At 63.1% G+C, this 13,091-nt stretch carries 14 protein-coding genes; 4 read left to right on the top strand and 10 right to left on the bottom strand.

Annotation, left to right across the window (positions count from 1 at the left end; translation table 11 throughout):
• Positions 1–12 precede the first annotated feature (12 nt).
• On the top strand, positions 13–978 hold the full coding sequence (locus AC07VS_RS06880) for an asparaginase (protein WP_494750554.1): 966 nt from the start codon (positions 13–15) through the stop codon (positions 976–978).
• An 89-nt stretch (positions 979–1,067) separates the two neighbouring features.
• On the opposite strand, the gene adk is transcribed toward AC07VS_RS06880, so the two are convergent.
• The 6 genes from adk to AC07VS_RS06850 all read right to left on the bottom strand — a co-directional run bounded on the left by adk (position 1,068) and on the right by AC07VS_RS06850 (position 4,980).
• Entirely contained in the window at positions 1,068–1,724 is a 657-nt protein-coding gene (gene adk / locus AC07VS_RS06875) for an adenylate kinase (RefSeq protein ID WP_492346399.1), read from the bottom strand.
• Between the two features lie 177 nt (positions 1,725–1,901).
• Positions 1,902–2,675 (bottom strand): 3-deoxy-manno-octulosonate cytidylyltransferase, encoded by a 774-nt coding sequence (gene kdsB, locus AC07VS_RS06870; protein WP_494750553.1) that lies wholly within the window; start codon positions 2,673–2,675, stop codon positions 1,902–1,904.
• On the bottom strand, positions 2,672–2,854 hold the full coding sequence (locus AC07VS_RS06865; protein ID WP_492346401.1) for a Trm112 family protein: 183 nt from the start codon (positions 2,852–2,854) through the stop codon (positions 2,672–2,674). Before AC07VS_RS06865 ends, kdsB begins: the two co-directional genes overlap by 4 nt.
• Positions 2,835–3,893 carry a tetraacyldisaccharide 4'-kinase gene (gene lpxK / locus AC07VS_RS06860; protein ID WP_494750552.1) on the bottom strand — a complete coding sequence of 353 codons (1,059 nt, stop codon included), beginning with the start codon at positions 3,891–3,893 and terminating at the stop codon, positions 2,835–2,837. Before lpxK ends, AC07VS_RS06865 begins: the two co-directional genes overlap by 20 nt.
• Before the next feature lie 22 nt (positions 3,894–3,915).
• Entirely contained in the window at positions 3,916–4,338 is a 423-nt protein-coding gene (locus tag AC07VS_RS06855) for an ExbD/TolR family protein (protein ID WP_492346403.1), read from the bottom strand.
• A 6-nt stretch (positions 4,339–4,344) separates the two neighbouring features.
• On the bottom strand, positions 4,345–4,980 hold the full coding sequence (locus tag AC07VS_RS06850; RefSeq protein WP_492346404.1) for a MotA/TolQ/ExbB proton channel family protein: 636 nt from the start codon (positions 4,978–4,980) through the stop codon (positions 4,345–4,347).
• A gap of 623 nt (positions 4,981–5,603) precedes the next feature.
• Between AC07VS_RS06850 and AC07VS_RS06845 the strand changes: the two genes are divergently transcribed.
• The gene (locus AC07VS_RS06845) at positions 5,604–6,185 is read left to right on the top strand and encodes a Fe-Mn family superoxide dismutase (RefSeq protein WP_492346405.1); all 582 of its coding nucleotides are present in this window, start codon (positions 5,604–5,606) and stop codon (positions 6,183–6,185) included.
• Between the two features lie 114 nt (positions 6,186–6,299).
• On the opposite strand, the gene AC07VS_RS06840 is transcribed toward AC07VS_RS06845, so the two are convergent.
• Positions 6,300–6,767 carry a DUF192 domain-containing protein gene (locus AC07VS_RS06840; protein ID WP_494657353.1) on the bottom strand — a complete coding sequence of 156 codons (468 nt, stop codon included), beginning with the start codon at positions 6,765–6,767 and terminating at the stop codon, positions 6,300–6,302.
• A 283-nt stretch (positions 6,768–7,050) separates the two neighbouring features.
• On the opposite strand from AC07VS_RS06840, the gene icd reads away from it, so the two are divergent.
• Positions 7,051–8,316 carry an NADP-dependent isocitrate dehydrogenase gene (gene icd / locus AC07VS_RS06835; RefSeq protein WP_494750551.1) on the top strand — a complete coding sequence of 422 codons (1,266 nt, stop codon included), beginning with the start codon at positions 7,051–7,053 and terminating at the stop codon, positions 8,314–8,316.
• A gap of 79 nt (positions 8,317–8,395) precedes the next feature.
• On the opposite strand, the gene AC07VS_RS06830 is transcribed toward icd, so the two are convergent.
• Genes AC07VS_RS06830 through AC07VS_RS06820 form a run of 3 tightly spaced genes read right to left on the bottom strand, consistent with a single transcriptional unit; the run spans position 8,396 to position 11,766 of the window.
• Complete coding sequence (locus AC07VS_RS06830; RefSeq protein ID WP_492346408.1) at positions 8,396–9,205, bottom strand: MinD/ParA family protein; 810 nt, start codon at positions 9,203–9,205, stop codon at positions 8,396–8,398.
• A gap of 4 nt (positions 9,206–9,209) precedes the next feature.
• Complete coding sequence (locus tag AC07VS_RS06825; protein WP_494657354.1) at positions 9,210–10,076, bottom strand: GGDEF domain-containing protein; 867 nt, start codon at positions 10,074–10,076, stop codon at positions 9,210–9,212.
• Positions 10,069–11,766 (bottom strand): SulP family inorganic anion transporter, encoded by a 1,698-nt coding sequence (locus AC07VS_RS06820; protein ID WP_494750550.1) that lies wholly within the window; start codon positions 11,764–11,766, stop codon positions 10,069–10,071. The genes AC07VS_RS06825 and AC07VS_RS06820 overlap by 8 nt, the downstream gene beginning before the upstream one ends.
• Before the next feature lie 87 nt (positions 11,767–11,853).
• Here AC07VS_RS06820 and AC07VS_RS06815 point away from each other — a divergent pair, with 87 nt between their 5' ends.
• Positions 11,854–13,083, top strand: coding sequence for a PLP-dependent transferase (locus tag AC07VS_RS06815; RefSeq protein WP_494750549.1), 1,230 nt, complete (start codon positions 11,854–11,856; stop codon positions 13,081–13,083).
• The last annotated feature ends 8 nt before the right edge of the window (positions 13,084–13,091 follow it).

Genomic DNA, 13,091 nt, shown 5'->3' with positions numbered 1-13,091 from the left:
GTTTTTTCTGAAATGCAAGCCAACATCACGACTTCTTCGCACCTTGTTGTATTGGGGACCGGAGGCACAATCGCGGGCGAAGCGGGAAGGCCCGATGACAACATCGGCTACCGTGCTGCGCAACGCGGGGTGGCGGATCTGCTGGCGGGGCTGCCTTTGGCGCAGGGCGTCACCGTGCAATGCGAGCAGGTGGCTCAGCTCGACAGCAAGGACATGGACCACCCGACGTGGCAGGTGCTGCTGGAGCGTGTCCTGCATTGGCTGGCCGATCCCGCTGTGCAAGGCGTGGTCATCACCCATGGCACCGATACGCTCGAAGAGACCGCCTATTTCCTCGGCGCCACCCTGGGCCACTGTGCCAAGCCCGTTGTGCTGACCTGTTCCATGCGGCCGGCGACTGCGTTGGCGCCGGATGGTCCGCAGAATCTGGTGGATGCCGTGGCGGTGGCTCGCGACCCGCGGGCAGCGGGGGTTCTGGTGGTGTGTGCAGGCCTGGTCCACGAAGCCAGTGTGGTGCAGAAAGTTCACACCTATCAGCCGGATGCATTCAGTTCGGGTGACGTCGGTCCTTGTGCTCGCCTGTATGAGGGCCAGGTGAACTGGTTGCGAACGGCTCCTTCGGGCGGGGCGGGTGCCCGGTCTGCCGCGTTGGCAGCGGCCTGTTTGGCGCTGCCTGCGGCCGATTGGCCTTGGGTTTCGGTGCTTTACAGCCATGCCGGAGCGCAAGGCCGAGAGGTCGATGCCTTGGTGGCCCAGGGTGTGCGGGGCTTGGTGATTGCTGCAACCGGCAATGGCACCCTGAATCAGGGCCTGGATCAAGCCCTGCAGCGGGCGGCAGCAACCGGTGTGGCTGTCGTTCGCAGCTCTCGCTGCGCCTTTGGCCCGGTGTTGGTCACGGAGGCCGGTGGCTGGCCCGTGGTGCCTGGGCTGAACCCGGTCAAGGCCCGAGTGGCCTTGCTGTTGCAGTTGCTGGCTTGAGTTACTGGTTTGGCGAAGGGTGACGGCGCTCTTTCCGGGCGCAAAAAAGCCACCCGCAGGTGGCTTCTGGCCGGCCGTCTGAGCCGGGCTCAGCTGGCCAGGGCTTGCAGTGCGCGAGTCGTGATCTCGTCGACCGAACCCATGCCGCTGATGGCGCGGTACTTGGGGGCTGCTGCGGCATCGTCCTTGGCCCAGTTTCCGTAGTAGTCCACCAGGGGGCGGGTCTGTGCGCTGTAGACCTCCAGGCGCTTCTTGACCGTTTCTTCCTTGTCGTCGTCGCGCTGGATCAGCGGTTCACCGGTGAGGTCGTCCAGGCCTTCGGTCTTGGGCGGGTTGAACTTGACGTGGTAGGTGCGACCCGAAGCCGGGTGTGAACGACGGCCGCTCATGCGCTCGATGATGGCTTCAAAGGGCACATCGATTTCGAGCACGTAGTCAAGCTTGACGCCGGCTGCCTTCATGGCATCGGCTTGAGGGATGGTGCGGGGAAAGCCGTCGAACAGGAAACCATTGGCGCAGTCGGCCTGGGCAATGCGTTCCTTGACGAGGTTGATGATCAACTCATCGCTCACCAGGCCGCCAGACTCCATCACGCTCTTGGCTTGCAGGCCCAGGGGTGTGCCGGCCTTGACCGCTGCACGCAGCATGTCGCCTGTTGAAATCTGGGGGATGCCGTACTTTTGGCAAATGAAGGTGGCTTGCGTGCCTTTACCCGCGCCTGGCGCGCCCAGCAGAATCAGTCTCATGGAAGTCCTCGGATAGTGTCAAATCGGCCGGCACCACTGGCTGCGCACAAGTTGACCCCGGTGGGCCAAGGCAGATGCAGTGCTCATTTGGTCCAGAGGATAGCATGGGCAGGCCTGCGCCATCCTTACGCTTGTGACAAAGCGCAGGGTCCCCGATTGCCCGGGGTGCGCGCAGATTCAGGCCGAGAGCCCGCTGAAATGCGCTCGCACACGTGCCAAGTCTTCAGGGGTGTCGACGCCGGGCCCTGGGGCCTGCTCGCTCAGGTGAACCGCAATGCGGTGTCCGTGCCACACGGCCCGCATTTGTTCGAGCGATTCCACCACTTCGATGGGCGCTTGAGGCAGCTTGGGGAAAGCGCGCAGAAAGCCGACGCGATAGCCGTAAATGCCGATGTGGCGCAAGGGCTTGAGCCCGGCCGCAACCGGGCTGCGCCACCAAGCCTGCCCGGCCATGTCTCGTGACCAGGGGATTGGTGCCCGGCTGAAGGTCAGTGCCAGGCCCGAGGCCTCCAGCACCACCTTGACCACATTCGGGTTGGTGAACTCTTCCAATGATTCGATGGCATGCGCAGCCGTGCTCATGCTGGCACCAGGGTGCCGGCGCAGCAGCGCGGCCACGGCGTCGATCAGGCCGGGGTCGATCAGCGGTTCGTCGCCCTGGACATTCACCACCAGCTCGTCGTCAGCCAGGCCCAGCACGCCACAGGCTTCGGCCAGGCGATCACTGCCCGAAGGGTGGTCGACCCGGGTCAGGATGGCCTGAACACCGTGCTGTTGGCAGGCGGCCACGATGCGCGCATCGTCTGCGGCCACCACCACGGTGGCGGCCTGGCTCAGCTGGGCCTTGCGCGCCACACGCACCACCATCGGCAGGCCTGCGATGTCGGCCAGCGGTTTGTCCGGCAGGCGCGACGATGCCAGCCGAGCCGGAATCAGAACCGTGTAGCTCACAGGCCCAGTTCCTCGTCACTGAGGGCGCGCGCCTCGTTTTCCAGAAGAATGGGGATGCCATCGCGAACCGGGTAGGCCAGGCGGGCGCTGTGGGACACCAGTTCCTCGCGTTGTTTGTCGTAGGTCAGCGGGCCCTTGGTCACGGGGCAGACCAGCAGTTCAAGAAGTTTGCTGTCCATGCGGAGAGGGTGTTTGTTCAGAGGTGGTGCGAAGGGAAGGCTTGGATGATAGCGCCGCATCCAGTCGCTGCTGCAGGTCGTCCCAGAATGCCGGCTCGGGTTCGAATTGCAGTGCCAAGGCCCAGGCGTCGGGTTGGATGGCCCACAGCTTGTAGGCATCTTTTTCGGTGCAGATGAGGTCCAGTCCGGCCGGGCTGTGGGGAATTCCGTCGCGGAAGTCATGGTGATCAGGCAGTGCCGTGGTCTGTTGCACACGGAGTCCCAGGTCTTGCAACATGCTGAAAAACCGTGCCGGATGGGCAATGCCTGCGACGGCGTGCCAGTTGCGCTGTCGCAAGCTGTCGACCGAGCAGCTCAGGCCGTGTCCGTTGAATGCCACCGGGGCCAATTGTCGATGGGCCCGGTAGCCCGCAAAGGCGGGGTGATCCCCTGTGTGCAAGACCAGGTCCACGGGCCGAGGCCAGGGCTCGCGCAGCGGACCGGCGGGCTGCAGAAACCCGTTGCCAACCCCACGGTCATCGAACACGCACAGCTCAATGTCCCGTTGCAGGGCCAGGTGCTGCAGCCCATCGTCGCAGACGATCACCTGAGTCGCGGGGTGGCGGTGCAACAAGGCCTGGGCGGCCTGGGCCCGCTGGCGTGCCACAAAGACCGGTGCACCGCTGCGGCGCTGAATCAACAGGGGCTCGTCCCCCACTTCATGGGCCTCGCTGGTGGCCGTGACCTCGCGGCAATCGTCGGTTTGACGACCGTGCCCACGTGACACCACCCCGACCGCCAGTCCGCGTTGGCGTAACCCATGCACCAAGGCCAGCACGGTGGGTGTCTTGCCTGCACCGCCGGCCACCACGTTGCCAACCACGATCACCACGGCCGGCACCCGGTAACTGGCCAGCCAGCCGCGCCGGTAGGCGATGCGCCGAAGGGCCACCAAAGCCCCCAGCACCTGCGAGAGGGGCCACAAGGCCCAGGCCACCAGCCCTCGGTGCTGCCAGGCCTGCAGCAGGCGTGTTGAAAGCCCCGTCTTGGATCGGGTCATGGATCGAGCTTGTCAGCAGGGCTCAGCGATTGCCGGCCCGGGGAGACTGGGTGGCAAAGGTGACCTGGGACAGCCCGCTGCGCCGTGCGGCTTCCATCACACTGATCACCGACTGGTGGGTGGCGCTGGCATCCGCGCTGATCACCACGACGGTGTCGCGGCCGCCTTTGGCCGCTTCAGCCATGGCCATGGCCAGGCTGTCGGGGTTGCCCGGCACCGGCACCTTGTTGACGGCAAAGCGGCCGTCAGCGCTGACACTGACGATCAGCTCGCGGGGATAGTCGCGTTGCGCATCGGCATCGGCCTGCGGCAAGCGCAGTTGCAACTCCGTGAACTTGCTGTAGGTGGTGGAAAGCATCAGAAAGATCAGCACCACCAGCAACACGTCGATGAAGGGGATCAGGTTGATTTCAGGCTCATCCTGGCGGCGTGGGCGAAAGTTCATGGGGCCTTACTTGCGCAGGGTGTTGAGGTGGCGCAGCAGGCGCTCGGCGGCCAGTTCCATGGTCAGCAGGTAGGCGTCGGCACGGCTGCGGAAGTAGCGCCAGAAAATCAGGCTGGGGATTGCCACGATCAGGCCGAAGGCGGTGTTGTACAGGGCTACCGAGATCCCGTGGGCCAGTTGGGCCGGGTTGGTGCCACCGCTCAGCGCCCCCGGGCCAGCAGACTGCGAGCCGAAGATGTCGATCATGCCGATCACGGTGCCCAGCAGGCCCAACAAGGGGGCTGCCGACGCAATGGTGGCCAAGGCACTGAGGTTTTTGTCCAGTTTGGCCGCCACACGTCGGCCGCTGCCCTCCAATTCGGTGCGCAGCTCGGCTTCGGTGCAGTGGGGGTGCTGCAACAAGGTCTTGAAGCCACTGGCCAGCACTTCACCCAGTGCCGAGTTCTGTTCGAGCTGTTGCACGACCTCGCTGGAGGGCAGGCCATGGGCCGAGACGGTGAGGGCTTCGTCCAGCAGGCTGTCCGGTGCGATCCGGGAGGGCCGCAAGCTGATCAGACGCTCCAGAACGAGCGCCAGCGCCAGCACGGAGCAGACCAGCAAGGGCCAGATGGGCCAGCCAGCGGCTTGAATGATCGAAAGCAAAGGGTCTCTCCCAGAGGGTGTGGTTCCGCACCGGATTATGGCGGAGCTTTGGGGGGCTGCAGTGACGAACGGCATGCGCCTCGGAGGACGGCTCAGTCACTCACAAAATCTGTGGATAACTTTGTGGGGAACTCGGTCGCAATCCCTTCCAGATGGCGCCAAACGGTCATTTCTCTACTTTGATTAAAAAATAAGCATATAAAAAAATGAATTAAATCAATGAGTTATGACGTGTTTGCTGGCTTTGGAGATGCTTTGGGCGGGGTGCAGTATGCGATCAGCGGTCGCCCTCGCTTGTGGAGTACTTGCCCATGCCAAGGCGCCTGCAAAGGCCCGAGGGGCGCCAATGGGGGCTGAAACCCCAGTGTTTGCGGGCTGTATCGGGTGTTTTCTATCGCCAGACCGCATCAATGCTGCCTTGACGGCTTGAGTGATGCCCAAGGTCTGATCCGGGGCGGTTCGCGCGTCGTCCGTGGGCCGTGGACTTCGCGGGTTGTGCACCCGTGGGGACTGATCCTGGGCCAATGGGCGGGTTGATCGGGGGCTGTCGCATGGTCACCCGAATTAGTTCCTACAATGCGCCAGCAAAGCTGTTTTTTCACGATAAACCACACGAGGAAACCATGGAACATACCCTGCCCGCACTGCCTTACGCCATCGATGCATTGGCGCCGCACTACTCCCAGGAAACCCTGGAGTTTCACCACGGCAAGCATCACAACGCTTACGTCGTGAACCTGAACAACCTGCAAAAGGGGACCGAATTCGAAACCAAGACCCTGGAAGAGATCATCAAGACCTCCAGCGGCGGTATCTACAACAATGCAGCCCAGATCTGGAACCACACCTTCTTCTGGAACTGCATGAAGCCCAACGGTGGCGGTGAGCCCACCGGCGCCCTGGCCACGGCCATCAATGCCAAGTGGGGCAGCTATGCCGCCTTCAAGGAAGCCTTCGTCAAGTCGGCTGTCGGCAACTTTGGGTCGGGCTGGACCTGGCTGGTCAAGAAGGCCGATGGCAGCGTTGACATTGTCAACACCGGTGCCGCAGGCACGCCCCTGACCACCGCTGACAAGGCTTTGCTGACGGTCGACGTGTGGGAGCACGCCTACTACATCGATTACCGCAACCTGCGCCCGAAGTTTGTCGAGACCTTCCTCGACAAGCTGGCCAACTGGGGTTTCGCGGAAGCCAATTTCGCCTGAGTTCATCCGGCCTCTGCAGGGGCGTGGCTTACCGCGCGCCCTCATTGAAATGCCACCTTCGGGTGGCATTTTTCTTGGGCTGGTGTCAACTTGAGCCGGCCTGCGGCTGGCGGATCAACGTTTGTCGAAGGGCGGGCCGCTGAGCTTGAGCCCAGCCTTGAAGCCTCGCTTCTGGAACCAGCCTTGGTTCATTTCCAGAACGAAACGAACGGGTTTGCTGCTGCAGTGGGATTCGGTGGTCTGGGGCTTCATGTCGGCCAGATTCACCACTGTGCCGTCGTCGGCCACAAAGGCGGCGGTGAGTGGCAGCAGCGTGTTCTTCATCCAAAAACACTGTGTTGCAGGCACCTCGAACACGAACAACATGCCTTCCTGCTGAGGCATGTTGGGGCGGTTCATCAGTCCGATCTGGCGCTCGACAGGTGCCGAGGCGACCTGGGCATCGATCTGGTACATGCCTGCAGACAGCTGCACACGGGGCAGGTTGAGCTGAGGCCCTTCCTGTGCATGAGCCGTGAGGCCGGAGAAAGAAAGCAGTGCACACAGCAAAGCCTGGGACAGGTGGCGGCGGGGCAGTTTCATGGTGGATTGATCCAGTGGTGCGACCCAGAAATGCGGTCAGCATCAGCGTTCCATTTTGGCCTAAAAAGACAGCGCTGACCGGTGCAGCAGGGCAACTTTGCACAGCCCTCTTGCCTTGGCCGGGGGTTGTGAAGCAGCCGCTCCAAGCCGGTGTCGCCAGGTGATGCCGGTCTCTGGGTGCAAGGCCTTGAGCGGGGCGCTCATGGGTGGCAAGCACAGGCGCTAAGATCAGGCGTTTTACTTCATTTGCTAAGTTGTTCAGCCTCACCGGAGACGTCAGTCCATGACCCGTTATCAGCATATCCAGGTTCCCGAGCAGGGCGAAAAGATCGCCGTCAATGCGGACCAGACCCTCAAGGTGCCCGATCACCCGATCATTCCTTTCATTGAAGGCGACGGCGTGGGGCATGACATCACGCCAGTGATGCTGAAAGTGGTGGATGCCGCGGTGGCTCATGCTTACGGTGGGCAGCGCAAAATCCATTGGATGGAGGTGTTTGCCGGCGAAAAAGCCACCCACCTGTATGGCCCGGATGTCTGGTTGCCTGAGGAAACCGTGGAGGTCGTGCGCGACTACCTGGTGTCCATCAAAGGGCCGTTGACCACCCCTGTAGGGGGTGGGATCCGTTCGCTCAACGTGGCCTTGCGCCAGGAGCTGGATCTTTACGTCTGCCTGCGCCCCATCCAGTATTTCAAGGGTGTGCCTTCGCCGCTCAAGGAGCCTGAAAAGACCAATATGGTGATCTTCCGCGAGAACTCGGAGGACATCTATGCCGGCATCGAGTTCGAGGCCGGCAGCGACAAGGCCAAGCGCCTGATCAAGTTCCTGCACGACGAGTTCGGTATCACCAAGATCCGTTTTCCTGAAACCTCCGGCCTGGGCATCAAGCCGGTCTCGCAAGAGGGCACCGAGCGCCTGGTGCGCAAGGCCATCCAGTACGCCATCGACAACAACAAGCCCAATGTGACCATCGTGCACAAAGGCAACATCATGAAGTTCACCGAAGGCAGCTTCCGCGAATGGGCCTATGAGCTGGCGGCCAAGGAGTTCGGTGGCGAGTTGATTGATGGGGGCCCTTGGATGCGTGTGCCCAACCCCAAGACGGGTGGCCAGATCGTGATCAAGGACAGCATCACCGATGCGTTCCTGCAGCAGATCCTGCTGCGCCCAGTCGAGTACAGCGTGGTGGCCACACTCAATCTCAATGGGGACTACATCTCGGATGCCGTGGCGGCTCAGGTGGGGGGCATCGGCATTGCGCCCGGGGCCAATCTGTCGGACACCGTGGCAATGTTTGAAGCCACGCACGGCACGGCGCCACGCTATGCCGGCAAGGACTACGTGAATCCAGGTTCAGAGATCCTCTCGGCCGAGATGATGCTGCGCCACATGGGCTGGAAAGAAGCCGCAGACCTCATCATCCGCTCGCTGGAGAAGGCCATCCTGAGCAAAAAGGTCACCTACGACTTTGCCCGCCTGATGGAGGGCGCAGTGCAGGTCAGTTGCTCGGGTTTTGGTCAGGTCATCATCGACAAGATGCAGGAGTGACGACGCCTGCCGGGCGCCAGTGCGCCCGGCGTCTTGGATATGTTTTAGCGCTGATGGGCCTGGATGAGCGGCCCCGACATCAGGCCTTGATGAGCACGGTTTCGTCGATCTTGTTGGCCAGTTGAGCAATGGCCAGCGCGGCGGGGCTGTTGGGGTTGTTGATGGACAGCAACTGGCGGCGCATCACGGCATCACGCACCGAGGGGTCGGCTGGAATGTCACCCAGGTGGATCAGCCGCACCGGCCGGCCGGTGTCGGTGCTCACGAAACGGTCCAGCACCTGCTGCAATTGTCCGGTGATGGCGCGACCATCACCAGGACGCACGGTCTGGTTGATGATCATGCGCACCTGACGGCGCTTTTGCTGCATCGACAGCACCTTGATGGCGGCGTAGGCATCGGTCAATGAGGTGGGTTCTGGCGTGGCCACCAGCAAGACTTCTCCGGCCAGCGAGACCGCAAACAGCACCACATCGGAAATGCCGGCGCCGGTATCCAGCAGCACCACGTCGAAGCGCGGCAGCAGGCTGCGCAGAACACGCACGAACTCATCGCGCACTTCGGGTGTCAGGCGTGAATATTCGACCATGCCCGAGCCAGCCAGCAACACGCTGAAGCCGCCAGGGGCCTTGACAATGGCCTCGTCCACGGTGGCCTTGCCTGTGAACACGTCGTGCAGCGTGACCTTGGGATGCAGGTTCAGCACCACGTCAAGATTGGCCAGGCCCAGGTCAGCATCCAGCACCAGCACACGCTGGCCACGACGGGTCAGGGCGGCTGCCAGATTGGCCGCGACAAAGGTCTTGCCGACGCCGCCTTTGCCGCTGGTGATGGCCAGGACCTTGGCCGACACAGCTTCCGCAGGGGTGGGTTTCAGCGCTTCGCTCATCTGTTCACTTTCGGTTGGCGCTGTCGGCCGGGTCACTTTGATCGGTTGAAGTTCCAATGCCGTCCTGATTGTGGACGTCATAGAACAGCAATCCCTTTTCTTCTGCACTCACCGTGCTGTCTGGAGGGAAATCCAGGCAGACACGGTTGCGACCCTCCGATTTCGCCCGATACAACTGGTGGTCAGCCCGCTCGATCCAAAGGGAAATCGGCGATCGGACCCAGGGCAGGGTGAACGACCCTCCAATGCTGACGGTCACGTTGATGGCCACGCCCGGGGCGATGGTGATGGGCGTGGATTCCACGATAGATCGGATGCGCTCGGCAACGGCTCGCCCGAACGCCGCCTGGCAGCCCGGCAGCACCACGGCGAACTCTTCGCCCCCATAGCGGGCCAGGGTGTCCATGGGGCGCACACAATTCGCCAAGGTGTTGGCCACCGATTGCAGGACGATGTCGCCCGCAGGGTGGCCGAACCCGTCGTTGACCAGTTTGAAGCGATCGATGTCCAGCATCAACAGCAGCGCTGATTCACCCGTTCGGGTCACTCGGTCGACCTCGCGTTCCAGTACGGCACGAAATTGACGTCGATTGGCCAGTCCGGTCAGCGGGTCTTTGAGTGACAGCTCACAAAGGCCATCAATCAGATGCTGCAGATAGCCTGTGGGGCTCTCTGATGCAGGGTGGTGCAAATCCTCATCTTGTGCCAGCAACGCCAGGGCGGTGTCGAGACGAAGACTGCTGAGGTCAATCGGTGCAGGAGCCTGGGAGGGGGACACGAGTGGAGGACGGACAAGAGTTTTGCGAAGTTTAACAGTACGCCCTTCGGCGCTAAGTGACAAATTGTGGTGCTTATTGCCCACTTTACCCATTTGACGACAAGTGATGCAGTGCTGTCAGTGTTTCCAGATCGGTTCGATAGGTTTTCAGCAGCGGTCCTTCTTTGAGGCATCCGGCACGTCGTAAAACAGTATCAACTGGTAATTTCAGTCCGCTGATGACCAGCGTGATGTCGCGCTCATGCAGCATCAGCATGATCTGCTGAAAGGCTTCCACGCCGGTCACGTCAATGCGGTTGATCGGCTGGGCATACAGGCACACGCACTGCGTGTCCGGGTGGCGCGCCAGGTGGTCGACGATGTTGCGCTCCAGTGTGCTGGCCGAGGCAAAGTCAAGTTCGGCGTCCATGCGCAGGGCATACAGGTGGGGCGCCAGCGGGGGCAGGTGCCACAGATGGCGGTCACGAAGGCTGCCGTCGGCGTGCAGGCCGACCTCGATGATGCGGGGGTGCAGGCGCTGATACAGGAAATGGGTCAGGCTGGCCACCAGGCCAGCCAACACCCCCCAGTAAAGCTGAGGTGCGGTCACCAGTGTCAGCACAAAGGTGGCGCCGGCGGTCAAGGCCTCGACCTTGGAGATCTTCCAAAGGCCGATCAGCTGCATCGGACGTACCAGATTCAAGACCGCCGCCACCACGATGGCCGCCAGCACGGCTTGCGGTACGTGGTACATGTAGGGGGTCAGGAACAACAGCACCACCACCACCAGCATGACTGAGAACAGGGTGGCCCATCCGGTTTTGGCGCCTGCATACAGGTTGATGGCCGAGCGCGAGAACGAAGCACTGATGGGAAACGAGCCGCTCAAGCCCGAGGCGATCTTGGCCAGGCCCTGGCCAATCAGATCCTGGTTTTCATTCCATTGCGTGCCCCCGCGCTGGTTTTCGACCTTCGCACTGGAGGCGGTCTCCAGAAAGCTGATCAGTGTGATCACCAGGGCTGGCATCACCAATTGTGAAAAAGCGTTCATCGACAGGCCGCCTGGCCAATACAAGTGGGGCAGGCCGGAGGGCAGGGCACCCACCACGGCGCCGCCCGACTGGGCAAAGCCAAGGCTGGCGCTGAGGACGCTGGCCACCACCACGATGAGCATGGCCGCCGGCCAGCGCGGTAGCCAACGTTTGGCCAGCAGCAGGGCCGCCAGAGAGCCGGCGCCGAAGCCCAGCGCGATCAGGTCATGCTGGCCCAGCGCCAGCCAGTCATGGCTGTCGGGCTGCAACCCAGTCAGGGCGCGCATCTGCGAGCCCAGGATCAGCCAGGCGGCTGCTTGTGTGAAGCCGGAGAGCACCGGTGAGCTCACCAGGTTCAGCAGCCAGCCGAAGCGCCCCAGACCCAACAGCAGTTGCAAGCCCCCCGACATCAGGGCCAGCCAGACTGCCAGCGCCACCCAGGTGTCGCTGGCCGGTTCGGCCAGGCCGGACAGCGACGCCCCGATCAACAGGCTGCTCAGGGCCGTCGGGCCCACGCCCAGGCGGGTCGATGAACTCCATAACACGGCCACCACCGCCGGCACGATCGAGGCATAAATCCCTGTGATCAGGGGCATGCCAGCCAAAGCGGCATAGGCCACGCCCTGCGGCAGCAGCATCAGCCCCACCGTCATGCCCGCGGCAAATTCGCCCAGCAGGGTTTCACGGGATGGCCGTGGCCAATTGAGGAATGGGAACAGGCGATGCAGGCGGTCGTTTTTCACAGCGGCTTCCGGGCTCGGTGACTGCCTCATGGCGGGCAGTGCGGGGGTGTTTGGCGTTGAAGCTACCACAAGCGACGGCGAGCAGCAGGGGGCGGCATGCGGCGATAACATCGGACCATGACCGATTCAAGCCCCGACTCCCGCGATCCGATCACCCAACTGATCCACCACCCCTACCAGCCGCCAGCAGGCTTTCAGGCGCCTCAGCCGGCTGTGCACAAAGCCTCGACGGTGATTTTTGCCGACACCGCGGCCATGCGAAACCGCGACTGGCGCAGCCGCACAGGCTACACCTACGGCCTGCACGGCACGCCCACCACTTTCACGCTGGAAGAGCGACTGTGCCAGTTGGAAGGCGGTCTGCAATGCCTGCTGGTGCCCAGTGGCCTGGCCGCCCTGGCGAACGTCGCCCTGGCGCTGCTCAGCCAGGGCGACGAGATTTTGATTCCGGACAACGCCTATGGCCCCAACAAGGCCCTGGCCGAGGGGGAGTTGGCCCGCTGGGGGATTGCCCACCAGTGGTACGACCCTTTGAGCCCGGCCGATCTGGCCGCCCGCATCGGCCCACGCACCCGACTGGTCTGGCTGGAGGCGCCTGGCTCCGTCACGATGGAGTTCCCGGACCTGCCTGCCCTCACTGCGATCTGCCGTGAGCGCGGTGTGATCAGCGCGCTCGACAACACCTGGGGCGCCGGCTTGGCGTTCAAGCCTTTCGATCTGGGGCCCGGTTGGGGTGTGGACATCAGCGCGCAGGCCCTGACCAAGTACCCCAGTGGCGGTGGCGACGTGCTGATGGGCAGCGTCATCACCCGCGACGAGGCCCTGCATCTGCGCCTCAAGGGCACCCACATGCGACTGGGCCTGGGCGTGGGGGCCAACGACGTCGAGTCGGTGTTGCGCTCACTGCCGAGCATCGCCCTGCGGTATCAGGCGCATGACCAGGCGGCCCGCACCCTGGCCGGGTGGCTGCAATCCCAGCCGGCGGTGGCGCAGGTGCTGCATCCGGCCCTGGAGGGCGCGCCGGGGCATGGTCATTGGCAGGCGCTGTGCGGCGCCCAGGGACAACCCGCCCTGGCGGCGGGCCTGTTCAGCGTGGTGATGGACGAGCGCTACAGCGCAGCGCAGGTCGACGGCTTCTGCGACGCGCTGCGCCTGTTCAAGCTGGGTTACAGCTGGGGCGGTCCCATCAGTCTGGTGGTGCCCTACCACCTGCCCAGCATGCGCAGCCGGCCACAGGCCCACCTTCGCCCCGGCACCGTGGTGCGCTTTTCGATTGGCCTGGAGGCGGTGCAGGATCTTCAGGCCGACTTGGCGCAGGCGCTGGCCTCGCACTTGTCGGGCCGTTGAGCGATTTG

The sequence above is a fragment of the Curvibacter sp. GW821-FHT01G03 genome, from assembly GCF_059422285.1.
Note: the sequence above shows the minus strand (reverse complement) of the source record. Positions and strands in the feature narration are given on the sequence as shown.